Genomic DNA, 22,414 nt, shown 5'->3' with positions numbered 1-22,414 from the left:
CCCACCCGGCCGAGCACGACAGGTGGCCGGGACGACAGGCCGCGGGCGAGGCTACGGCAGGCCCTCCACCGGCGGCGCGTCGCGGAAGCGCCGGCGGTCGCGGGCGCCCGGAGGGGCGTCGGCGAGTGGGATGACCGTGCCGTCGCGGCCCGCCACGACCGGTTTCGACGAGCGGGCCGCCTTCGCCTGGTACTGGGCCGCGTCCGCGAGGCGGAAGAGGCGGCGGGCGGACTTCAGCGGGCCGATGGGGTCGCCCGTCGACGCCACCCCGCAGGCGACTCCCTCGCCGAGCTCCAGCTCCCCGGCCCGTACGCACAGCTCGTCCGCCACCGCCACCACCTCGTCCGCGCTCGGCCCGACCGACAGCAGGCAGAACTCGTCGCCCCCCAGGCGCGCCGACAGCGCCCCCGGCAGCATCGCCCCGCACCGCGAGAGCACCGAGCCGAACCGTTCCAGCAGACGGTCGCCCACGGCGTGGCCGTGGGTGTCGTTCACCCGCTTCAGGCCGTTCAGGTCGCAGACCACCAGGCTCACCACGGACCCGTCCGTCCGGTACCGCTCGATCGCCTCGTCCAGCCGGGTGTCGACGGCGCGGCGGTTCGCGAGCCCCGTCAGCGGGTCGGTGAAGGCCAGTTTCCGTACCTCCTCCAGGCGCTCCGCCTGGGCGATGCCCGCCGCCACCACGGCGGCGAGCACCGCCGCGAAGTCGGCGTCGTCGCGGTCGAAGACCCGCGCCCCGGCCGGCCGCGCCACGTACAGCTCGCCCCAGGCCCGGCCGTGCAGCACGATCGGCGCGACGACACAGCAGCCACGCCCCCGCCTGCGGAGCCCGGTGACGCGGCCCGTCGGGATCCGGTCGCCCGCGGTCTCCACCCACGCGTCGGGCTCACCGCCGCCCGCCCACTGCTCGTGCAGGAATTCGGTGATCTCGGGGAACTGGTGGACGGGGTAGGTCTCCGCGTCGGGGAACTCCTCCTCCCCCACCGCCCGCTCCCCGGCGTTCACCAGCACCTTCAGCCGCCCGTGGTCCCGCTCCCAGACGGACAGGGCGGCGAAGTGCCCATCGAGCCCGTCGCGGGCACCGAGCGCCGCCGCCCGCCAGAACTCGCGCGGGGTGTGCGCCGCCGCCATCGCCTGCGCCAGCGCCACCACGGCCCGCAGCCGCACATCCTCTCCCATTCATCCAGCTTAGGGATGTTTCATCCTTTTTTACTGGTGAGGCGTCACGGAAAGTGACATATGGATGAAATGGGGACATTTCCCCTAGCGTGCGGAGTCAGCGTGCCGGGTGCTCACTCACCGGGCCACGCGGGCTTCCGCTTCTCGTTGAAGGCCGCCACACCCTCCGCCCGGTCCCCCGAGAACGCCACGGACCGCCACGCCGCGTCCTCCACCTCCAGCCCGGCCCGCAGATCGAGCCCGTGCCCGAGCCGCATGGCGCGCTTCGCGGCCCGCAGCCCGACCGGGGAGTTGGCCGCGATCCGTCCGGCCAGCTCCAGGGCGGCCGTCCGCGCGTCCTCCTCCAGCAGGTCGACGAGCCCCAGCTCGCGCGCCTCCGCGGCCTCCACCCGGCGCGCCGTGAAGACCAGCTCGGCCGCGCGGGCCGCCCCGACCCGACGCGGGAGCAGCTGCGTACCGCCACCACCGGGGATCACGCCCACCGACACCTCGGGCAGCCCGACGACGGCCGTGGCGTCGGCCACGATCACGTCGCAGGCGAGCGCCAGCTCGAAGCCGCCGCCGAGCGCGAAGCCGTGCACCGCGGCGACGGTCGGCATCGGGAGCTCCAGAACGCCGGTGTAGGCGCCCCGGGCGGTGGGCCGCTGGCGGACCAGCTCGGCGTCCGTGAAGGAGTTGCGCTCCTTGAGGTCGGCGCCGACGCAGAAGGCGCGGTCGTTGGAGGAGGTCAGCACCGTCACCCGTACCGACGCGTCCTCGGCGAGCGCGGCGCAGGCCGCGCCGATGGAGCGGGCCATCTCGGAGGAGACCGCGTTCATCGCCTTGGGCCGGTCGAGGACGAGCTCGGCGACGTACCCGTCCTTCCGAACCACGACGAACTCACCAAAACGCTGCTCCGACTGGTCCGACATGACCGCACACCCTCCCGGTTAACGACTGTTCACGGGGGATCTTAGGGGGTGCCGGGTGGATCAGGCCGGATCAGGGAGCGGACTCTGGTGCGTGCGATCGCAAGGCGGAGGAGGGAGTCCCCGCGGAGCGTCGACGACTGACGACAACGCGGCGTGGGGGCACCTCCCGTGCCCGAAGGGCTACGGGGGAGTGCGTGCCAGAGCCCGCGAGCCCGGCCTGATCCACCCGGCACCCCCTAAGTCGGGCGGCGGCTCAGCTGCCAGGGTTCCACGACGCCGAGGCCGCGCACCGGGCGCTGCCACATCGGCTGGAGCGCGAAGCGGTACGTCGGCGGCTGCTCGCCCTCCTTCTCGGCGCGGGCCGCCTCCTCGGCCGCCTGCGTCTCCGAGACCGGCGCGTCGCCGGTGCGGGTCAGCTCCTCGGCGAGCGCCCCGTCGACCAGGACGGTGTCCTTGGGCGCTATCGAGGTGAGCCGGCTCGCCAGGTTCACCGTCGTGCCGAAGACGTCGCCCATGCGGGTCGTCACCGTGCCGAAGGCGATGCCGACGCGCAGGGCCGGCATGGTCTCGTCGTGGCTGAGCGTCTCGATCAGCCGCAGGGCGATCTCGGCGGCCGTACCGGCGTCGTCGGCGGCGTACAGGACCTCGTCGCCGAGCGTCTTGATGAGCCGGCCGCCGTGCGCGGCGACCAGGTCGGCGCAGGTGGTCTCGAAGGCCTCGACCAGTTCGCCGAGCTCCTCCTCCTCCAGGCGGCGGGTCAGGCGGGTGAAGCCGACCAGGTCGGCGAAGCCGACGGCCAGCCGACGGTCGACCATCTCCTCGTCGTCGGCCGCCTGCACGACCCGTCCGGTGGCGGCGGCGAGCTGGCGGCGCCAGACGTAGATCAGGAACTCCTCCAGCTCGGGCAGGAGCAGCTCGACGAGGGGGTACGTGACCTCGGTACGGGTCATGCCGGGCTCGGGCGGCTCGGTCAGCCCCTCCAGGAACGAGTCGATCTGCCACTCGGCCAGCCGGGCGGTCGTCTGCCCCGTGGACCGGGCGACCTGCACGGCCATCGGCTCGCTGAGCAGCCCGGCCTCCACGAGACCGGCGAGCCGGCGCAGGGCGAGCACGTCGGCCTCGGTGAGCGCCTTGGCCTGACCGATGTCGGCGAAGCCCATGGCGCGCCAGAAACGGGAGGCCAGCTCCATGGAGACGCCCGCGGTGCGGGCGGCCTGGAAGGGGGTGTAGCGGCGGTCGGCGCCGAGGATGAGCTGTTCGAGGCGGATGGCGAGCGGGTCGTCGGTCGGCTCGGCCGTGTGGTCGACCACATGGTGGGGGGTGGGGTACGCCGGTGGCTCGGCCTCGCCGCCGTTGTGCGCGTCGTCGACGGTCACCGGCCGCCTCCTGCCCGTTCCCTGCCCACTGCCCTGCCGATCTGTCGCCTGGATCGCGCTCCACGATACGACAGGTGTGTGCCAGCTCACGCCCGAACCGTGCCCGGGGAGGGGCATCTGTTCCGCCGGGGCGGCGTGGATGCCCCTCACGCGCTCTACGCCGGCGCGCGCATGTGGACGATGTCCCCCGCCGAGACGGCCTCCGTGCCGCCGCCCTCGGTCGCCACCACCAGGCGGCCGTCGCCGTCCACCGCCACCGCCTCGCCCTCCAGCATCCGCTCGCCCGGGAGGTCCGCCCGGACATGGCGGCCCAGGGTCGCGCAGCCCGCGGCGTACGCCTCCTGGAGGCCGGAGGCCGCGGGGTCGCCGTCGGCCCGCACCCACTCCCCGTACCAGTGCTCCAGGGACCGCAGGACCGACCGCAGCAGGGTGTCCCGGTCGGTCGAGACCGCGTTCGCGAGGAGCAGCGAGCCCGCCGCCGGGACGGGCAGCTCCTCCTCGCGCAGGGTGACGTTGATGCCGAGCCCGACGACGATCGCGTCCTCGCCCGCCCGCTCGGCGAGGATGCCGCCGGTCTTCCGTTCCTCGCCCCCGACCGAAACCAGCAGGTCGTTCGGCCACTTGAGGGAGAGGTCGGCCCCGGCGGACTTCGCGAGCCCGGTCGCCGCCGCGACGCCGGTGAGCAGCGGCAGCCACCCCCACCGGTGCACCGGCACCGCGGGCTTGAACAGGACGGAGACGAAGAGCCCGGACCGGGCGGGCGCGACCCAGCTGCGGTCGAGGCGGCCGCGGCCCGAGGTCTGCTCCTCGGCGACGAGCACCGCGCCCTCGGGCAGTTCGTCGGCGCGGGCGGCCAGGTCGGAGTTGGTGGAACCGGTGGTGCCGACCACGTCGACCGAGGTCCACAGACCGTCGGGGAGCACGAGAGCGCGGCGCAGTGCGGTGGCGTTGAGCGGGGGCCGGTCCAGGTCGGACCAGGGGCCTCCTGAGCCATGAGAGGACGTCATGCAAGCCAGACTAGGTGTGGCAAAGACCGCAGTGCCGAACCGTATCGGCGTCGATACCCTACGGATCAGTAGCCCAGCAGTAGCCCATTCGTAGCCAACGAACCCCCGTGACCAGGCAGGGAGCCGCATCCCGATGTCCGAGTCGGTACAGCCACACGAAATCGACATTCACACGACCGCGGGCAAGATCGCGGATCTGCAGCGCCGTATTGACGAGGCCACCCACGCCGGTTCCGAGCGTGCCGTGGAGAAGCAGCACGCCAAGGGCAAGCTGACCGCGCGCGAGCGGATCGAGCTGCTGCTCGACGAGGGCTCCTTCGTGGAGCTCGACGAGCTGGCCCGGCACCGGTCGACCAACTTCGGGCTGGAGAAGAACCGGCCGTACGGAGACGGTGTCGTCACCGGCTACGGCACGGTCGACGGCCGCCCGGTCGCGGTCTTCTCGCAGGATTTCACGGTGTTCGGCGGCGCGCTGGGCGAGACCTTCGGTCAGAAGATCATCAAGGTGATGGACTTCGCCCTGAAGACGGGCTGCCCGGTGATCGGCATCAACGACTCCGGCGGCGCCCGCATCCAGGAGGGTGTCAACGCGCTGGGCATGTACGGCGAGATCTTCCGCCGCAACACCCACGCCTCGGGTGTCATCCCGCAGATCTCCCTGGTCGTCGGCCCGTGCGCGGGCGGCGCCGTGTACTCCCCCGCGATCACCGACTTCACGGTGATGGTGGACCAGACCTCGCACATGTTCATCACCGGCCCGGACGTCATCAAGACGGTCACCGGTGAGGACGTCGGCTTCGAGGAGCTGGGTGGCGCCCGGACGCACAACACCACCTCCGGTGTCGCGCACCACATGGCGGGCGACGAGAAGGACGCGATCGAGTACGTCAAGTCCCTGCTGTCGTACCTGCCGTCGAACAACCTCTCCGAGCCGCCGGCCTTCCCCGAGGTCGCCGAGACCGAGGTGAACGACGAGGACCGTGAGCTGGACGTCCTGATCCCGGACTCCGCGAACCAGCCGTACGACATGCACCGGGTCATCGAGCACGTGCTGGACGACGGCGAGTTCCTGGAGACGCAGGCGCTGTTCGCGCCGAACATCGTGACCGGCTTCGGCAGGGTCGAGGGCTTCCCGGTCGGTATCGTCGCCAACCAGCCGATGCAGTTCGCCGGCTGTCTGGACATCAACGCGAGCGAGAAGGCGGCGCGCTTCGTCCGCACCTGCGACGCCTTCAACATCCCGGTGATCACCTTCGTCGACGTGCCGGGCTTCCTGCCGGGCGTGGACCAGGAGTACGGCGGCATCATCCGCCGGGGCGCGAAGCTGATCTACGCGTACGCCGAGGCGACCGTCCCGCTGATCACGGTCATCACCCGCAAGGCGTTCGGCGGCGCGTACGACGTCATGGGCTCCAAGCACCTGGGCGCGGACCTGAACCTGGCCTGGCCGACGGCGCAGATCGCGGTCATGGGCGCGCAGGGCGCGGTGAACATCCTGCACCGCCGCACCATCGCGGCGGCGGAGGACCAGGAGGCGGAGCGGGCGCGGCTGATCCAGGAGTACGAGGACACGCTGCTCAACCCGTACACGGCGGCCGAGCGCGGCTACATCGACGGCGTGATCATGCCGTCGGACACGCGCCCGCAGATCGTGAAGGGCCTGCGCCAGCTGCGGACGAAGCGGGAATCCCTGCCTCCGAAGAAGCACGGCAACATCCCCCTCTAGACCTGACAAGGAGTCGCTGTGATCAAGGTCGTACGAGGAAACCCGACCCCGGAGGAGCTGGCCGCCGCACTGGCGGTGGTCCAGGCCCGGGCCGCTGCGACGGCGGCGGCGTCCGCGGCCGGCGGTGGCCCGGCGGTTCCCGAGAGCTGGTCGGACCCGTCACGGATCGCCCGCGAGGTACGGCACCGCCCGGGGCCGCGCTCCTGGGCGCGCTCCTACTGGCCGGCGTAGGCGTTCACCGGCAGTGCACCAGGTGCACCACGGCGAAGGCCGGACCTCTTGTGCGGGAGGTCCGGCCTTCGTGCGTCCGGGTGTACGGGCATCCCGGGCTCACGTCCTGCGGAGGAAGAGGCCCGAGAGGACCGCGCCCGCCAGGACGATCGCGGCGTTGACGAGGACCGCGAGGCCGATGCCGTCGAGGACCGTGGTGGAGGTGACCACGACGGCGCTCATGATCGGCGTACCCATGGTGATGCCGATCTGCTGGGTCATGGTGGCGAGCCCGGTGGCCATCCCCTGCTCGGAGTCGGGCAGTCCGGAGGTCGCGGTGACCATGAAGCCGACGATGGCGAGCATGTTGCCGACGCCGCCGGCGAAGGTGCCGGCGAGCAGCAGCCAGAGCCAGCTCCGGTCGTCGCCGAGGGCGTAGAGGGAGAGTGTGGCGGCCGCCTGGAGGAGCCCGCCGGCGACGAGGGCGGTGCGGGCGCCGTAGCGGCCGATGAACCGGGACGCGTACACCCCGCCGAGGACCGTGCCCGCGCCCAGGACGCCGAAGGACAGCCCGGCGGCGAGCGGCGAGAAGCCGAGGACGTCCTGGAGGTAGAGCGTCATCAGGAAGACCAGCGAGGTCTCGGTGACGAAGGCGACGAGCCCGGCGAGGTTGCCCAGGACGACGGTGCGGCGCGTGAGGATCCGTACGGGTACGAGGGGTGAGGCGGCCCGCCGCTCGACGAACCAGAAGGCGACGAGCAGGGCGGCGCCGAGGGGGAGCGCCAGGGGTTCGGTGGTGAGGCCGTAGACGAGGGCGAGGAGCCCGCCGGTGACGGTGATCGCGCCGGGGACGTCGAGGCGGGGGCGGACGGCGGGGCGGCTCTCCTTCAGGACGACGGGCGCGACGAGGAGCACGGCGAGGGCGACCGGCACGTTGACGAAGAAGGCCCAGCGCCAGGAGAGCACGTCGGTCAGGACGCCGCCGAGGACGGCTCCGGTGGTGAAGCCGGCCGACATGAGGGCGCCGTTGAGGCCGAGCGCCTTGGCGCGCAGGGGTCCTTCCGGGAAGGAGGAGGTGAGGAGGGAGAGCCCGGCGGGGGTGACGGCGGCGGTGGCGAGGCCCTGGGCGACGCGGGCGGCCATCAGCATTTCCGGACTGGTGGCGAGTCCGCCGACGAGGGAGGAGATCCCGAGGAGCGCCATGCCGGCCAGGAAGAGGCGGCGGCGTCCGACGATGTCGGCGACGCGCCCGAGGAGGAGGGTGAATCCGGCGGCGGCGAGCGCGAAGGCGGTGGCGATCCACTGGAGGTTGCCCAGGGTGAAGCCGAGTCCTTCGCCGATGACGGGGAGTGCGACGTTCAGGATCGAGAAGTCGACGGCCAGCATGAACTGGGCGACGAGGAGGACGAGGAGGACGAGCCGCATCCGCCCGTCCATGCGGGCGGGCGAGTCGTCTGTACGGGTGGACAGCTCGGTGGCGACCATGAGTGGACCCCTTAATGGGCTTCTGGTTCCATTAGGATGTCCAGGACCGTAGCAGAGTCGGAGCCGTTAATGGAACAGGAGACCCGTTTGAATGAGAGTCAGCCGGCCGCCGCCGGCACCGTGCGCCCCGGGGGCCGTACCGCGAAGGTGCGCCGGGCCGTCCTCGAAGCGACCGAGGACGCCCTGGCCACAGCGGGCTTCCACGCGCTGAACATGGACCATGTCGCCGCGAACGCCGGCGTCGGCAAGACGACCGTCTACCGCCGCTGGGGCTCCCCGGTCGGCCTCGTCGCCGACCTCCTGCGGGACATGGCGGAGCAGTCCCTCCCGGCCTCCGACACCGGCAGCCTGGCGGGCGACCTGCGGGCCAACGCCGCGCTCGTCGTCAAGACCCTCACCGACCGGCGGATGGGCGCCGTCTTCCGCGCGGTCATCGCCGCCGCGGCCTGCGACGAGGAGTGCGCCGAGGCGCTGAACGGCTTCTACCGGGCCCGACTGGAGGAGTGGGCCCCGGTGGTGAAGCGGGGCACCGCCCGCGGCGAGATCCCACCGGACACGGACGGCCTCGAACTGCTGCGCGCCGTCTCGGCGCCGCTCTACTACCGCTTCATGATCACGCGCGAGCCGCTGGGGCCCGAGGACGCGGAGCGAGCGGTCCGGGCGGCACTGACGGCGGCGGGCGGTGGAGTGTTCACCCTCCCGTCATGAGGCCGTTGAACCGCGGCGCCTGAGTACGGGTACTCAGGCGCCGCGGCCTTCGTGGCCGGAGGATCGGGACATGCTCTGGTCCGACCCGAAGAACGAGCCGCCGAAGGAGATGCGCGACATGCAGGCCATGCTGCGCCGCGCGTCGATCCTGCTGGCCCTGGCGATGGTGGTGGCGATGTTCGTGGTCGGCGTCCACTGAGAGCGCCCGAGAGCGCCTGAGAGCTCTGAGAGCACCTGAGGGCTCGCGAAGGCTCCCGAGGGCGCCCGCACTGGCTACGCTTTCCCCATGACTGCTGATCGCCGCCGTGTCGTGCTCGCCTCCGCCTCACCCGCCCGTCTCGGACTGCTGCGGCAGGCCGGACTCGCCCCCGAGGTCATCGTCAGCGGCGTCGACGAGGACAAGATGCACGCCCCCACCCCGGCCGAACTCGCCCTCGCGCTCGCCGAGGCCAAGGCCGCGCACGTGGCCGCCCGCCCCGAGGCGTTCGGTGCACTGGTGATCGGCTGCGACTCGGTCCTGGAGCTGGACAAGCAGGCGCTCGGCAAGCCCGCCGACGCCGAGGAGGCCACCGCGCGCTGGAAGGCGATGCGCGGGCGGGTGGGCATCCTCCAGACGGGTCACTGCGTGTACGACACGGCGGCCAAGCGGTACGAGTCGGCGACCGCCTCGACCGTCGTCCGCTTCGGCGAGCCGACGGACGCCGAGATCGCCGCGTACGTGGCGAGCGGCGAACCGCTGCACGTGGCGGGCGCGTTCACGCTCGACGGCCGCTCGGCGCCGTTCATCGACGGCATCGACGGGGACCCGGGCAATGTGATCGGCCTGTCGCTGCCCCTGCTGCGCACCCTGCTCGGCAAGCTGGGGGTCTCGATCACCGATCTGTGGGAGTGAACCTCATCCGGTGCTCCGGGCCTACGCGGGCGCCGGCGCCTCTTCCAGGGCGTCGGTGCCCTTTCCGTACGCCACCAGGGTCAGCACGATCAGACCCAGCACCACGGTCATGAACGCGAAGGCCCCCCAGCCGATCAGACCGACCGTCACCGCGCCGAGCACCCCGTGCACGACGGCGCAGCCGACGAGCAGGGCCCGCCCGGCGCGCCCGGGGCGCCGGTCCTGGACGCCGGCGAGGAGAGCGACGGTGGCGCACAGCGCGAGCAGCAGGCCGGAGACGATGCCGAGCACCCATGTGCCGGTCACCATGTGGTCCGGGTCGAGGCCGTCGAGGGACATCGACTGGACCTCGACGAACCGGGCCATGACGGCGTTGAGCGCGACGATGCCCGGCGCCTCCAGGAACAGCACCGCCGCCGTCACGAGAGCTATCGGTCTGCGGGCCACCTGGGCCACCCCCTGTGTATGGCTGTTACCTGCAGTACGGATGACAGCGCGAAGGCTACTGCCGGGTAAACCTCCGGACAAGGGTCCGCACGTACGGATGACAAGGCAAAGAATCATTGCGCCATTCGTAGGGACTCCACAAAGAAACCTCGTCGGCGACTGGTCCCCCGAACAGAGACCTGTGCCACACCTCGGAGCTACTGTGCCGTAGAGGAACCCTGCGTACCGTGGTACGACAAGGGATTTCACGACCCGAGCAAGCCTCGTATCACGCTCCGTGTGGGCAAGCTCACCACTGGGGACGGGTCGAAGTGCCGTGTCGGCAGTCCCTAAACTCAGCTTGTTTCAAGGAGGGAGCCATCGTGCGCAAGGTGCTCATCGCCAACCGTGGCGAAATCGCTGTCCGTGTCGCCCGTGCTTGCCGGGATGCCGGGATCGCCAGCGTAGCCGTCTACGCCGATCCGGACCGGGACGCTCTGCACGTCCGCGCGGCCGACGAGGCGTTCGCTCTGGGCGGTGACACCCCGGCCGCCAGCTATCTGGACATGGCCAAGGTGCTGCAGGCGGCGAAGGACTCGGGCGCGGACGCGATCCACCCCGGCTACGGGTTCCTTTCCGAGAACGCCGAGTTCGCCCAGGCCGTGCTCGACGCCGGTCTGACCTGGATCGGCCCGCCGCCGCAGGCCATCCGTGACCTCGGCGACAAGGTGGCGGCCCGTCACATCGCCCAGCGCGCGGGCGCCCCGCTCGTCGCCGGCACGCCCGACCCGGTCTCCGGCGCCGACGAGGTCGTCGCCTTCGCCGAGGAGCACGGGCTGCCGATCGCGATCAAGGCCGCCTTCGGTGGTGGCGGTCGCGGTCTGAAGGTCGCCCGCACCCTCGAAGAGGTGCCGGAGCTCTACGACTCCGCCGTCCGCGAGGCCGTCGCCGCCTTCGGCCGCGGCGAGTGCTTCGTCGAGCGCTACCTGGACAAGCCGCGGCACGTCGAGACCCAGTGCCTCGCCGACTCCCACGGCAACGTGGTCGTCGTCTCCACCCGTGACTGCTCGCTCCAGCGCCGCCACCAGAAGCTCGTCGAGGAGGCCCCCGCGCCGTTCCTCTCCGAGGAGCAGAACGCCCAGCTGTACGCCGCCTCGAAGGCGATCCTGAAGGAGGCCGGCTACGTCGGCGCCGGCACGGTCGAGTTCCTGGTCGGCGTGGACGGCACGATCTCCTTCCTGGAGGTCAACACCCGCCTCCAGGTGGAACACCCGGTCACCGAAGAGGTCACCGGCATCGACCTGGTCCGCGAGATGTTCCGGATCGCCGACGGCGAGGAGCTGGGTTACGGCGACCCGGCCGTGCGGGGTCACTCCTTCGAGTTCCGTATCAACGGCGAGGACCCGGGCCGCAACTTCCTGCCCGCGCCCGGCACCGTCACCACCTTCGCCGCGCCGTCCGGCCCCGGTGTCCGCCTGGACGCGGGCGTCGAGTCCGGCTCGGTCATCGGCCCGGCCTGGGACTCGCTCCTGGCCAAGCTGATCGTCACCGGCGCCACCCGCGAGCAGGCGCTCCAGCGCGCCGCCCGCGCCCTGGCCGAGTTCAAGGTGGAGGGCATGGCCACGGCCATCCCGTTCCACCAGGCCGTGGTCGTCGACCCCGCCTTCACGGCGGACCCGTTCCGCGTCCACACCCGGTGGATCGAGACCGAGTTCGTCAACGAGATCAAGCCGTTCGCCCCGGCGGGCTCCGAGGCCGAGGAGGACGAGTCCGGCCGCGAGACGATCGTCGTCGAGGTCGGCGGCAAGCGCCTGGAGGTCTCGCTCCCGTCCTCGCTCGGCATGTCCCTGGCCCGTACGGGTCTGGCCGCCGGCGCCAAGCCGAAGCGCCGTGCCGCGAAGAAGTCCGGCCCGACGGCCTCCGGCGACACCCTCGCCTCCCCGATGCAGGGCACCATCGTGAAGGTGGCCGTCGAGGAGGGCCAGGAGGTCAAGGAGGGCGACCTGATCGTCGTCCTGGAGGCCATGAAGATGGAGCAGCCGCTCAACGCGCACCGCTCCGGCACCGTCAAGGGCCTGGCGGCCGAGATCGGCGCGTCGATCACCTCCGGCGCCGCGATCTGCGAGATCAAGGACTGACGACCGACGGCATCCGCCGTTTGTACGCTGGGAAGGGCCCGCAGGCACACCGCCTGCGGGCCCTTCGCCGAACCGAGGAGCCCCCATGCGCGCCGACGCGCGCCGCAATCACGAGCGGCTGCTGACCGAGGCCCGGGCCGCCTTCGCCGAGCACGGTACGGACGCCTCGCTGGAGGATGTAGCCCGCCGGGCGGGAGTCGGCATCGGCACGCTGTACCGGCACTTCCCCACCCGCGACGCGCTGGTGAGCGCCGTCTTCCAGGAGGCCCTGGCCGCGCTGCTCCAACGGGGCCGTGAGCTCGCGGCGGCCGAGGAGCCGTGCCCGGCGCTCGTGGAGTGGCTGCGCGCCCTGATCACCCACGCGGGTGAGTACCGGGGCTTCGCGCGGGCACTCATGTCGGCCTCGCGGGACGCGAGTTCGGCGCTCGCGCAGTGCGACGTGCCGCTGCGTGCGACCGGCGAGATCCTGCTGTCCCGCGCCCGGGAGGCGGGCACGGTGCGCGCCGACGTGTCCATCGGCGATCTGATGCAGCTCACCCACGCCATCGTGCTCGCCGCCGAACAGAGCCCGCAGGACGCGGGGTTGCCGGACCGGCTGCTCGAACTGACCCTACGGGGCCTCAGGGCCTGACGCTCCGCAGGAGACGGGGATGACGTCGAGCGCATGACGTCGAGCCCGTGACGTCGAGCCCGTGACGTCGCCCTGACGTTCAGCGCCTGAGCTCGGCGCCTGTCGCTCGTCGCCTGACGCTCGGTGCGCGCCGGTCGCTCAGCGGCGGCGCATGTCCGCGACCCGTGCCGTGCGCTCCGGCGCCATCGCCTCGGCGGTCAGGGCGGAGGTCGGACCACCACGGAACTGGCCGGCCGGGTGGCGCCCACGCTGGCCGGGAAGCGGCAGGTCGCGGCGCTGGCGGCTGCCCGGGGGCGCCGGGTCACCCGTCGGCCCCGCGCTCGCACCCGTCCCCGCCACGGCGATCTGGACACCCTGGTCGGCCAGCGCCTGGAGTTCCGTGGCGGCCCGGTCGTCGTGCGCCGGCGGCTCGTCGGTGACGAGCCGGGTGATCACGTCGGTCGGCACCGTCTGGAACATGGTGTCGGTGCCGAGCTTGGTGTGATCGGCAAGCACCACGACCTCCGCCGCCGCCTGCACCAGCGCCCGGTCCACGCTCGCGGAGAGCATGTTGGACGTCGACAGACCCCGCTCGGCGGTCAGACCGCTGCCGGAGAGGAAGGCGCGGGAGACCCGCAGCCCCTGGAGGGACTGCTCGGCCCCGCTGCCCACCAGCGCGTAGTTCGAGCCCCGCAGCGTGCCGCCGGTCATCACGACCTCGACCCGGTTGGCGTGGGCGAGCGCCTGGGCGACGAGCAGGGAGTTGGTGACCACGGTCAGGCCGGGCACGCGGGCGAGCCGGCGGGCCAGCTCCTGCGTGGTCGTCCCGGCGCCGACGACGATGGCCTCGCCCTCTTCGACGAGGCTCGCGGCGACATCGGCGATGGCCGTCTTCTCGGCGGTCGCGAGATGGGATTTCTGCGGGAAGCCGGATTCTCGCGTGAAGCCGCCCGGCAGTACCGCACCGCCGTGCCGGCGGTCGAGGAGTCCTTCTGCCTCCAGTGCCCGCACGTCTCGCCGTACGGTCACTTCTGAGGTCTGGACGACGCGGGCGAGCTCACGGAGCGACACGGCTCCGTTGGCGCGCACCATTTCGAGGATCAACTGACGACGTTCTGCAGCGAACACGAAACTGACAGTAACCTGCGCGGCCGGAACTTTTCAGCAGTATGCGCCGAATTGCAGAAGATACGCACAGACGGGGCCTCCAAGTGGTATGGGAGGCCCCGTGGTTGATCGTTCTATGCCCCGCCTTGCCGGGGGTTGTCCAGATCTTCCCAGGCGGGAGGGCGGGTCAGCCCTCGCCCGCCGTCTTTCGGGTGTGCAACTGCCGTGCCACTTCGGCGATCGAGCCCGACAGGGAGGGGTACACGGTGAAAGCGTTTGCGATCTGTTCGACCGTCAGATTGTTGTCGACCGCGATCGAGATCGGGTGGATCAGCTCGCTCGCCTTCGGGGCGACGACGCAGCCGCCGACCACGATCCCGGTGCCGGGACGGCAGAAGATCTTGACGAAACCGTCCCGGATGCCCTGCATCTTGGCGCGCGGATTGCGCAGCAGCGGCAGCTTGACGACCCGGGCCTCGATCTTGCCCGCGTCGACGTCCGCCTGGGTGAAGCCGACGGTCGCGATCTCGGGGTCGGTGAAGACGTTCGAGGAGACGGTCTTCAGGTTCAGCGGGGCCACCGCGTCGCCGAGGAAGTGGTACATCGCGATCCGGCCCTGCATCGCCGCCACCGAGGCCAGCGCGAACACGCCGGTGACGTCACCGGCGGCGTACACGCCCGGCGCGGAGGTGCGGGAGACCCGGTCGGTCCAGATGTGGCCCGAGTCCTTGAGCCGGACCCCGGCCTCCTCCAGACCCATTCCGGCCGAGTTCGGAACGGCGCCGACCGCCATGAGGCAGTGGGTGCCGGAGATGACCCGGCCGTCGGCGAGGGTGACCTCGACGCGGTCGCCGACCCGCTTGGCGGACTCGGCGCGCGAGCGGGCCATGACGTTCATGCCGCGGCGGCGGAAGACGTCCTCGAGGACGGCGGCGGCGTCCGGGTCCTCGCCCGGCAGCACGCGGTCGCGGCTCGACACCAGGGTCACCCGCGAGCCGAGCGCCTGGTAGGCGCCGGCGAACTCGGCACCCGTCACACCCGAGCCGACCACGATGAGCTCCTCGGGGAGCTCCTTGAGGTCGTAGACCTGGGTCCAGTTCAGGATGCGCTCGCCGTCGGGCTGCGCGTCGGGCAGCTCGCGCGGGTGGCCACCGGTCGCGATCAGCACGGCGTCCGCGGTCAGCGACTCCTCCGAGCCGTCGGCGGAGGTCACGATCACCTGGCGGGAGCCGTCCACGGCCTGGCGGCCCGAGAGCCGGCCGCGACCGCGCAGGACGCGGGCGCCGGCCCGGGTGACCGAGGCGGTGATGTCGTGGGACTGGGCGAGCGCGAGGCGCTTCACCCGGCGGTTGACCTTGCCGAGGTCGACACCGACGACGCGGGCGGCCTGCTCCACGTGCGGGGTGTCGTCCGCGACGATGATGCCCAGCTCCTCGTACGAGGAGTCGAAGGTCGTCATCACCTCGGCCGTCGCGATGAGGGTCTTCGAGGGGACGCAGTCGGTCAGGACGGATGCGCCGCCGAGGCCGTCGCAGTCGACGACGGTCACCTCCGCGCCGAGTTGGGCGCCCACCAGGGCCGCCTCGTATCCGCCGGGTCCGCCGCCGATGATCACGATCCGGGTCACTGGGATCTACGCCTCGCGCTCTCGTTCTGCCGGGGGGTCCCCCCGCCGGGGCTGCAGTGCGTACGCCATTGTCCCGCACGCTTCAAGTGCGTACCCCATTGTCCCGTACGCCGGGGCCCGCCTCTCGCCGGGGCCTCCATACGGCCCCCACCATGGACTTCCGCGTGCACCCTCTCCCCTCCCGTACCCTCGATCCCATGTCGCTCTACGCCGCGTACGCCGGCAACCTCGACGCGCGGCTCATGACCCGCCGCGCCCCGCACTCCCCGCTGCGCGGCACCGGCTGGCTCAACGGCTGGCGGCTGACCTTCGGCGGGGAGCAGATGGGCTGGGAGGGAGCGCTGGCCACGATCGTGGAGGCCCCGCGCTCCCAGGTCTTCGTCGCGCTGTACGACATCGCACCGATGGACGAGGACTCGATGGACCGGTGGGAGGGCGTCGGCCTCGACATCTACCGCCGGATGCGGGTCCGGGTGCACACCCTGGACGGCGAGGAGCCGACCTGGCTGTACGTCCTGAACGCCTACGAGGGCGGCCTGCCCTCCGCGCGCTACCTCGGCGAGATCGCGGACGCGGCCGAGTCGGCGGGCGCCCCGCACGACTACGTGATGGAGCTGCGCAAGCGCCCCTGCTAGCCGGTCGCGCCGCCCCTCGCGGGCAGCCGGTCGCGCAAGGGCCCCGGCAGCCGGTTGCGCCCCCCGCGGGCGACCGGCCCCGGTTCGCGGCGGTATCGGCCTGGTGGAACCTGGGGCGCCGTCCGCTACGCCATTCGTCGGAAACGACAAGACAACGATCGCATGTCCGTCAGCATCGTCATCTACGCGCGTAGGAATTCTCGGGCTACGCTTCTGCGCGTAGGAAATCCGTCCGGGGCTCCCCCCTCGGACCCCCCTCCCCGAGGCGAGAGAGTCAGTGAACGCAACTGCCACCCCGTACGAGGCCGCCGAGGCCGCTGCCGCGCGTCTTCGCGAGCTGACCGGAGTCGAGACCCACGACGTCGCCCTCGTCATGGGCTCCGGCTGGGCACCGGCCGTCGACGCGCTCGGCGCTCCGGAGGCCGAGTTCCCCGTGACCGAGCTTCCCGGCTTCCCGCCGCCGGCCGTCGAGGGACACGGCGGCAAGGTCCGCTCGTACAAGATCGGCGCGAAGCACGTGCTGGTCTTCCTGGGCCGTACGCACTTCTACGAGGGCCGGGGCGTCGCCTCCGTCGCCCACGGAGTGCGCACCGCCGTCGCCGCCGGCTGCGAGACCGTCGTGCTGACCAACGGCTGCGGTGGCCTGCGCGAGGGCATGCGCCCCGGCCAGCCGGTCCTGATCAGCGACCACATCAACCTGACGGCCGCCTCCCCGATCGTCGGCGCGAACTTCGTGGACCTCACCGACCTCTACTCGCCGCGCCTGCGCGCGCTGTGCAAGGAGGTCGACGAGACCCTCGAAGAGGGCGTCTACGTGCAGTTCCCCGGGCCGCACTACGAGACCCCGGCCGAGATCAACATGGTCCGCGTCATGGGCGGCGACCTGGTCGGCATGTCCACCGTCCTGGAGGCCATCGCGGCCCGCGAGGCGGGCGCCGAGGTCCTGGGCATCTCCCTGGTCACCAACCTGGCGGCGGGCCTGTCGGGCGAGCCGCTGAACCACGAGGAGGTCCTCCAGGCCGGCCGCGACTCGGCGGCGCGGATGGGCGAGCTCCTGACGCGGGTCCTCGACCGCATCTGACAAGCATCTGACACGTGCGGCGCTCCGCCCCCACCCCCGAACACGGCCGGAGCCGTACGGGGGTCCGGGGGCGTGCCCTCCGTTTCGGGAAGGGGCGGGGTGGGGGAAGGCTTCGCGCAGCGGCACCGACCCCCGCCCCAGGGAGTGTCCGGAAAGTATCGCCGTCCGCCCGGAGGGCGGGGTCTGCGGCGTCCGGTGCGTGCGATCGCAAGGCGGAGGAGGTCGACAATGGCGGAGCCATGGCGGCCGACGACAACGCGGCGAGCGTGCGTGCAGGGCGCCGCAGACCAGGCGAGACTTTCCGGACACGAACTAGCCCTCCCCTTCCCCCCCGTACCTCCGAAAGGCACCCACCGTGACGCAGGACGACCTCCTCGCCCGGGCCAAGGCCTGGCTCGCCGAGGACCCCGACCGTGAGACCCGCGAGGAGCTCGCCAAGCTCATCGAGACCGGTGAGACCGACGAGCTCGCCGCCCGGTTCGCCGGCACGCTGCAGTTCGGTACGGCCGGGCTGCGCGGCGAGCTGGGCGCGGGACCCATGCGGATGAACCGCTCGGTCGTCATCCGGGCCGCCGCCGGCCTCGCCGCGTACCTGAAGGCGAAGGGTCGGACCGACGGTCTGGTCGTGATCGGCTACGACGCCCGCTACAAGTCGGCCGACTTCGCCCGTGACACCGCCGCCGTGATGATCGGCGCCGGACTGCGGGCGGCCCTGCTCCCCCGCCCGCTGCCGACGCCCGTCCTGGCGTACGCCATAAGGCACCTGGGCGCCGTCGCCGGTGTCGAGGTCACCGCGAGCCACAACCCGCCGCGCGACAACGGCTACAAGGTCTACCTCGGCGACGGCTCGCAGATCGTGCCGCCCGCGGACGCGGAGATCGCCGCCGAGATCGACGCGGTGCGCTCGCTGAACGACGTCCCCCGGCCGTCGGAAGGCTGGGAGACCCTCGGCGACGAGGTCCTGGACGCCTACCTGGCGCGTACGGACGCCGTCCTGACCCCCGGCACCCCCCGTACCGCCCGGACCGTCTACACGGCCATGCACGGCGTCGGCAAGGACGTCCTGACGGCCGCCTTCGCGCGCGCCGGCTTCCCGCCGCCCGCGCTCGTCGCCGAGCAGGCCGAGCCCGACCCGGCGTTCCCGACCGTCGCCTTCCCGAACCCGGAGGAGCCGGGCGCGATGGACCTCGCCTTCGAGGCGGCCCGCGCCGTGGCCCCCGACATCGTGATCGCCAACGACCCGGACGCCGACCGCTGCGCGGTGGCCGTGCCGGACCCGACGGTCGAGGGCGGCTGGCGGATGCTGCGCGGTGACGAGGTGGGCTCGCTGCTCGCCGCGCACCTGGTGCACAAGGGCGCGCGGGGCGTGTTCGCCGAGTCGATCGTGTCGTCCTCGCTGCTCGGCCGGATCGCCGAGGCGGCGGGCGTCGGATACGAGGAGACGCTGACCGGCTTCAAGTGGATCGCCCGCGTGGACGGCCTGCGGTACGGCTACGAGGAGGCGCTGGGCTACTGCGTCGACCCGGAGGGCGTCCGCGACAAGGACGGCATCACGGCCGCGCTGCTCGTCGCCGAGCTGGCCTCGGAGCTCAAGGAGCAGGACCGTACGCTCACCGACCTCCTCGACGACCTGGCGGTGGCCCACGGGCTGCACGCCACGGACCAGCTGTCGGTGCGGGTCGAGGACCTGAGCATCATCGCGAACGCGATGAGCGCGCTGCGCGAGCGGCCTCCGGTCCGGCTCGCGGGCCTGACGGTGACGACGGCGGAGGACCTGACGAAGGGCACGGAGTCGCTGCCCCCGACGGACGGTCTGCGCTACTACCTGGAGGGCGACTACAAGGCCCGGGTCATCGTCCGCCCGTCCGGCACGGAGCCCAAGCTGAAGTGCTACCTGGAGGTCGTGGTCCCGGTCGCTGACGCGAGCGAGCTCGCGGCGGCCCGGGCGAAGGGTGCCGAGGTGCTGTCCGCGATCAAGCGGGACCTGTCGGAGGCGGCCGGTCTGTAGCAGTCGCGTCAGGGCGGTGCGGCCCGTGAGGCCCGTGCGGAATCGGTTCCGTACGGGCCTCACGCCGTTCCCGTACGGGTGAATTCGGTACGGCAGTCGCCCTAACGCGCGTCCCGCCGCCAGGTGGGCCGGGCCAGGGTGACCCGGTGTCCCGCCGAGCCTCCCTGGAGCCGCCGCAGTGCCCCCGGTCCTGACCGCCCGCCCGACCGTTCCCGCCTCCCGGCGGCCTCCGTCCCCCCGCGGCGAGCGTCTTCCGGAGCGGGTGCGCGGCACACTGCGCCACGCCGCGCCCGCGTTGGCCGCCTATCTGGCCGTACGACTCCTGGGCCTGCTGGTGCTCGCCCGCTGGGCGCATCTCAAGGGCCACGGCGTCTGGCCGACGCTGGCCGCGTCATGGGACTCCGAGTGGTACGTGGGGATCGCCGACCACGGGTACGAGCGGGAGCTCGGCACACGGGTGTACGAGAACAACCTGGCGTTCTTCCCGCTCTTCCCGGCCCTGATCAAGGCGTTCGCGGCCGTGACCCCGGGCTCGCGCGCCTCCGTCGGCCTGGTGATCGCGGGGGTGTGCTCGCTGATCGCCGCCTGGGGCGTCTTCGCCGTCGGCGACCGGCTGTACGGCCGGCGGGCCGGCACGGTCCTCGCGGTGCTGTGGGGCGCGACGCCGGTCGCCGCCGTGCAGTGGATGGGCTACACCGAATCGCTGTTCACCGCGCTCGCCGCCTGGGCGCTGTACGCCGTCCTCGACGGGCGCTGGGCGTGGGCCGCCGGTCTCGCGGTGGCCGCGGGGCTCACCCGGCCGACCGGGATCGCGGTCGCGGCGGCGGTGACGGCGGCGGGCCTGCTGGCCGCCCGGCGCGGCAGCCGGACGGCCCTGGCGGCCGCCCTCGTGGCGCCGCTGGGCTGGCTCGGCTTCGTGGGCTGGGTGGGCCTGCGGCTGGGCCGCTGGGACGGCTACTTCGCCGTCCAGCGGCTGTGGACCAACGAGTGGGACGGCGGGGCCGTGACCGCGCGGACCCTGCGCGAGCTGTTCGTCTACGACCGGACCCCGCAGCTCTTCCTGGTCGTGGTGTCGCTGGTCCTGATCGGCTCCGCGCTCCTGTTCCTGCTCTGCCTGGCCGACCGCCAGCCGCTCCCGCTGCTCGTCTTCACGGGGGTGCTGCTGCTCGTGGTCCTGGGCAGCGGAGGCGTGTACTTCCCCCGCGCCCGGTTCCTGCTGCCCGCCTTCCCCCTGCTGCTGCCGCTCGCGCTGGCGGTGTGCCGGGCCCGCCGCCATGTGGCCGCTCTGGTGCTCGCGGCGGCTGTGCTGTCCTCGACCTGGCTGGGCGGCTACATGCTCCTGGTGTGGTCGGGCGCGCCCTGAGCGGGCCATAGGGCCGCCGGTCCGAGGCCGCCGGGGCCGGGACCGCCGGGCTCGGACCGCGGGCTTGGGCCGCCGCCTCGGACTGCGGGCTCGGACCGCGGGCTTGGGCTACGGGCTTGGGCCACGGTCTCGGGCCCGATTCCCGGGCCCTTCCCCGGCGCCCAGCTGCCGGCCGCCGGCCCCCGGCTCAGCCGATGGCGAGGAGGACGATCAGCAGCACGAGGCCCGCCGCCGTCGGCGCGAGGATCTCGTACGCCCAGCGCACCTGCGGGTCCCCTTGCGCACCCGGGCGCGTGGCGCAGCGCTCGGCGAGATCGCGCAGGTCGGCGACCGTCTGGTCGGCCGGTGCGAGGCGGTCCTGGTCGTCCACGCGCGCGTGGACGGAGGTGCGGCCGTGCGGGTCGTCCTGGGCGGCGCGCGCCTGGCGGCGGGCCACCCGCTTGCGCTGCCGCAGCGAGACCGGCACGGCCCAGAGCTGGTACTTCGCCCCGGCCCGGGTCAGCACCTCGCTGGAGTACCCGGCGCGGACGTCCGCGACCGCGGCCCAGGGCAGGAGGACGGAGCGGAACGGGTTGCGGATCCGGAGCCTGTCGTCGTTCGCGAACACCGCGGGCCGGATCGTGAACGCGACGACGAGCGGCACGACGAACAGCAGTCCCGCCAGGGCGACCCACGGGGTGCGCCCCTCCCCGCGGATCATCGCGTCACCGCAGAACCACCCGGCCAGTCCGAGCAGCAGGACACCGCCCGCGATGCCCATGGTCGACCGGAAGACCCGGTCGGCGTAGGTCGGCTCGGCGGGCTGCTGCGGCGGCGGGGGCGGGGTCGGGGTCGACATGGTCTCGATTCTGCCTCACGGGGTGCGGGCGGGCTCGGGCGGAGGTCTCGCCCACCCCGGGCGGAGCCCGTCGGAAACCCCGGGGCTGTACAGGTCGCTACGCGCGTAGATATGCTCGACTGGTGACCATGCCCACCACTGCATCCGCAGCACCTGCATTCGCCGACGTGACCGCGTCCGAGAATGCGCTGCGCCGCTTCCTCCACGGGCTGCCCGGCGTCGACGCCGTGGGCCTGGAAGCACGCGCCGCGTCCCTCGGCACCCGCTCGATCAAGACGACGGCCAAGGCCTACGCCATCGACCTGGCCATCTCCATGATCGACCTGACGACGCTGGAAGGCGCGGACACCCCGGGCAAGGTCCGGGCGCTCGCCGCCAAGGCCGTCAACCCCGATCCCACCGACCGTACGACCCCGACGACCGCCGCCGTCTGCGTCTACCCCGACATGGTGGCCACGGCGAAGGAGGTCCTGAGGGGCTCCGCCGTCAAGGTCGCCTCCGTCGCCACCGCCTTCCCGGCCGGCCGCGCCGCGCTCCCCGTGAAGCTCGCGGACACCCGGGACGCCGTCGCCGCCGGGGCCGACGAGATCGACATGGTGATCGACCGCGGGGCCTTCCTCGCGGGGAACTACATGAAGGTCTACGAGGAGATCCGGGCCGTGAAGGAGGCCTCCGGCGAGGCCCGCCTCAAGGTCATCTTCGAGACCGGCGAGCTGTCCACGTACGACAACATCCGGCGCGCCTCGTGGCTCGGCATGATGGCGGGCGCGGACTTCATCAAGACCTCGACCGGCAAGGTCGCGGTCAACGCCACCCCCGCCAACACGCTCCTGATGCTGGAGGCGGTGCGCGACTTCCGCGCGCAGACCGGTGTCCAGATCGGCGTGAAGCCGGCGGGCGGTATCCGGACCACCAAGGACGCCGTCAAGTTCCTGGTCCTGGTCAACGAGACCGTCGGCGAGGACTGGCTGGACAACCACTGGTTCCGCTTCGGCGCCTCCAGCCTGCTCAACGACCTGCTCATGCAGCGTCAGAAGCTGGCGACCGGCCGCTACTCCGGCCCCGATTACGTGACGGTGGACTGATC

The 22,414-nt window shown here is 72.3% G+C and carries 21 protein-coding genes; 12 read left to right on the top strand and 9 right to left on the bottom strand.

Translation table 11 applies throughout. From position 1 onward, the window contains the following. Positions 1-51: 51 nt before the first annotated feature. From ACFYV5_RS29415 to ACFYV5_RS29400, 4 genes are all read right to left on the bottom strand, one after another. Positions 52-1,179: a diguanylate cyclase domain-containing protein gene (locus tag ACFYV5_RS29415; protein WP_389173349.1), complete on the bottom strand. Its 1,128-nt coding sequence runs from the start codon at positions 1,177-1,179 to the stop codon at positions 52-54. A 113-nt stretch (positions 1,180-1,292) separates the two neighbouring features. Continuing rightward, on the bottom strand, positions 1,293-2,090 hold the full coding sequence (locus tag ACFYV5_RS29410; protein WP_389173347.1) for an enoyl-CoA hydratase/isomerase family protein: 798 nt from the start codon (positions 2,088-2,090) through the stop codon (positions 1,293-1,295). Between the two features lie 236 nt (positions 2,091-2,326). After that, positions 2,327-3,466 carry an adenylate/guanylate cyclase domain-containing protein gene (locus ACFYV5_RS29405; RefSeq protein ID WP_355105520.1) on the bottom strand — a complete coding sequence of 380 codons (1,140 nt, stop codon included), beginning with the start codon at positions 3,464-3,466 and terminating at the stop codon, positions 2,327-2,329. A gap of 155 nt (positions 3,467-3,621) precedes the next feature. Next, entirely contained in the window at positions 3,622-4,473 is an 852-nt protein-coding gene (locus ACFYV5_RS29400) for a biotin--[acetyl-CoA-carboxylase] ligase (protein WP_355105518.1), read from the bottom strand. A gap of 133 nt (positions 4,474-4,606) precedes the next feature. Here ACFYV5_RS29400 and ACFYV5_RS29395 point away from each other — a divergent pair, with 133 nt between their 5' ends. Further along, positions 4,607-6,199, top strand: a complete 1,593-nt coding sequence (locus ACFYV5_RS29395; RefSeq protein ID WP_355105516.1) for an acyl-CoA carboxylase subunit beta — start codon at positions 4,607-4,609, stop codon at positions 6,197-6,199. A gap of 18 nt (positions 6,200-6,217) precedes the next feature. After that, a complete protein-coding gene (locus tag ACFYV5_RS29390; protein ID WP_389173344.1) occupies positions 6,218-6,430 on the top strand; it encodes an acyl-CoA carboxylase epsilon subunit in 213 nt (70 codons plus the stop codon). A 99-nt stretch (positions 6,431-6,529) separates the two neighbouring features. Here ACFYV5_RS29390 and ACFYV5_RS29385 read toward each other — a convergent pair whose 3' ends face one another. After that, positions 6,530-7,894, bottom strand: coding sequence for an MFS transporter (locus ACFYV5_RS29385; RefSeq protein ID WP_389173342.1), 1,365 nt, complete (start codon positions 7,892-7,894; stop codon positions 6,530-6,532). A gap of 69 nt (positions 7,895-7,963) precedes the next feature. Between ACFYV5_RS29385 and ACFYV5_RS29380 the strand changes: the two genes are divergently transcribed. The 3 genes from ACFYV5_RS29380 (at position 7,964) to ACFYV5_RS29370 (ending at position 9,494) form a co-directional block, all read left to right on the top strand. Then, positions 7,964-8,602, top strand: a complete 639-nt coding sequence (locus ACFYV5_RS29380) for a TetR/AcrR family transcriptional regulator (protein WP_389173340.1) — start codon at positions 7,964-7,966, stop codon at positions 8,600-8,602. 70 nt (positions 8,603-8,672) lie between these two features. After that, positions 8,673-8,801: a morphogenic membrane protein MmpB gene (gene mmpB / locus ACFYV5_RS29375; RefSeq protein WP_355105510.1), complete on the top strand. Its 129-nt coding sequence runs from the start codon at positions 8,673-8,675 to the stop codon at positions 8,799-8,801. A gap of 87 nt (positions 8,802-8,888) precedes the next feature. Further along, positions 8,889-9,494, top strand: coding sequence for a nucleoside triphosphate pyrophosphatase (locus ACFYV5_RS29370; protein ID WP_389173338.1), 606 nt, complete (start codon positions 8,889-8,891; stop codon positions 9,492-9,494). A gap of 21 nt (positions 9,495-9,515) precedes the next feature. Here ACFYV5_RS29370 and ACFYV5_RS29365 read toward each other — a convergent pair whose 3' ends face one another. Then, entirely contained in the window at positions 9,516-9,950 is a 435-nt protein-coding gene (locus ACFYV5_RS29365; RefSeq protein ID WP_389173336.1) for a hypothetical protein, read from the bottom strand. Positions 9,951-10,303: 353 nt separating this feature from the next. On the opposite strand from ACFYV5_RS29365, the gene ACFYV5_RS29360 reads away from it, so the two are divergent. Both ACFYV5_RS29360 and ACFYV5_RS29355 read left to right on the top strand, forming a co-directional pair. Further along, entirely contained in the window at positions 10,304-12,058 is a 1,755-nt protein-coding gene (locus ACFYV5_RS29360; protein ID WP_389173334.1) for an acetyl/propionyl/methylcrotonyl-CoA carboxylase subunit alpha, read from the top strand. An 85-nt stretch (positions 12,059-12,143) separates the two neighbouring features. Further along, entirely contained in the window at positions 12,144-12,689 is a 546-nt protein-coding gene (locus ACFYV5_RS29355) for a TetR/AcrR family transcriptional regulator (RefSeq protein ID WP_389173332.1), read from the top strand. Positions 12,690-12,827: 138 nt separating this feature from the next. Here ACFYV5_RS29355 and ACFYV5_RS29350 read toward each other — a convergent pair whose 3' ends face one another. Together ACFYV5_RS29350 and ACFYV5_RS29345 are read right to left on the bottom strand one after the other, a co-directional pair. Continuing rightward, positions 12,828-13,760: a DeoR/GlpR family DNA-binding transcription regulator gene (locus ACFYV5_RS29350; protein WP_389173573.1), complete on the bottom strand. Its 933-nt coding sequence runs from the start codon at positions 13,758-13,760 to the stop codon at positions 12,828-12,830. A 202-nt stretch (positions 13,761-13,962) separates the two neighbouring features. Continuing rightward, entirely contained in the window at positions 13,963-15,402 is a 1,440-nt protein-coding gene (locus ACFYV5_RS29345) for an NAD(P)H-quinone dehydrogenase (RefSeq protein ID WP_355105497.1), read from the bottom strand. A 197-nt stretch (positions 15,403-15,599) separates the two neighbouring features. Between ACFYV5_RS29345 and ACFYV5_RS29340 the strand changes: the two genes are divergently transcribed. The 4 genes from ACFYV5_RS29340 to ACFYV5_RS29325 all read left to right on the top strand — a co-directional run bounded on the left by ACFYV5_RS29340 (position 15,600) and on the right by ACFYV5_RS29325 (position 20,489). Continuing rightward, positions 15,600-16,037: a gamma-glutamylcyclotransferase gene (locus tag ACFYV5_RS29340; RefSeq protein WP_329116791.1), complete on the top strand. Its 438-nt coding sequence runs from the start codon at positions 15,600-15,602 to the stop codon at positions 16,035-16,037. A 277-nt stretch (positions 16,038-16,314) separates the two neighbouring features. Beyond that, complete coding sequence (locus ACFYV5_RS29335; protein ID WP_355105494.1) at positions 16,315-17,118, top strand: purine-nucleoside phosphorylase; 804 nt, start codon at positions 16,315-16,317, stop codon at positions 17,116-17,118. A gap of 355 nt (positions 17,119-17,473) precedes the next feature. Beyond that, on the top strand, positions 17,474-19,126 hold the full coding sequence (locus ACFYV5_RS29330; protein WP_389173329.1) for a phospho-sugar mutase: 1,653 nt from the start codon (positions 17,474-17,476) through the stop codon (positions 19,124-19,126). 178 nt (positions 19,127-19,304) lie between these two features. After that, entirely contained in the window at positions 19,305-20,489 is a 1,185-nt protein-coding gene (locus tag ACFYV5_RS29325; RefSeq protein ID WP_389173327.1) for a mannosyltransferase family protein, read from the top strand. Between the two features lie 187 nt (positions 20,490-20,676). Here ACFYV5_RS29325 and ACFYV5_RS29320 read toward each other — a convergent pair whose 3' ends face one another. Then, complete coding sequence (locus ACFYV5_RS29320) at positions 20,677-21,327, bottom strand: PH domain-containing protein (RefSeq protein ID WP_389173325.1); 651 nt, start codon at positions 21,325-21,327, stop codon at positions 20,677-20,679. A 128-nt stretch (positions 21,328-21,455) separates the two neighbouring features. Here ACFYV5_RS29320 and deoC point away from each other — a divergent pair, with 128 nt between their 5' ends. Then, positions 21,456-22,412: a deoxyribose-phosphate aldolase gene (deoC, locus tag ACFYV5_RS29315; protein WP_389173323.1), complete on the top strand. Its 957-nt coding sequence runs from the start codon at positions 21,456-21,458 to the stop codon at positions 22,410-22,412. The last annotated feature ends 2 nt before the right edge of the window (positions 22,413-22,414 follow it).

The sequence above is a fragment of the Streptomyces sp. NPDC003035 genome (assembly GCF_042888285.1).
In the GTDB taxonomy this organism is placed as follows: domain Bacteria; phylum Actinomycetota; class Actinomycetes; order Streptomycetales; family Streptomycetaceae; genus Streptomyces.
The sequence above is the reverse complement of the archived record's forward strand: the minus strand, read 5'-3'. Positions and strand labels throughout refer to the sequence as shown.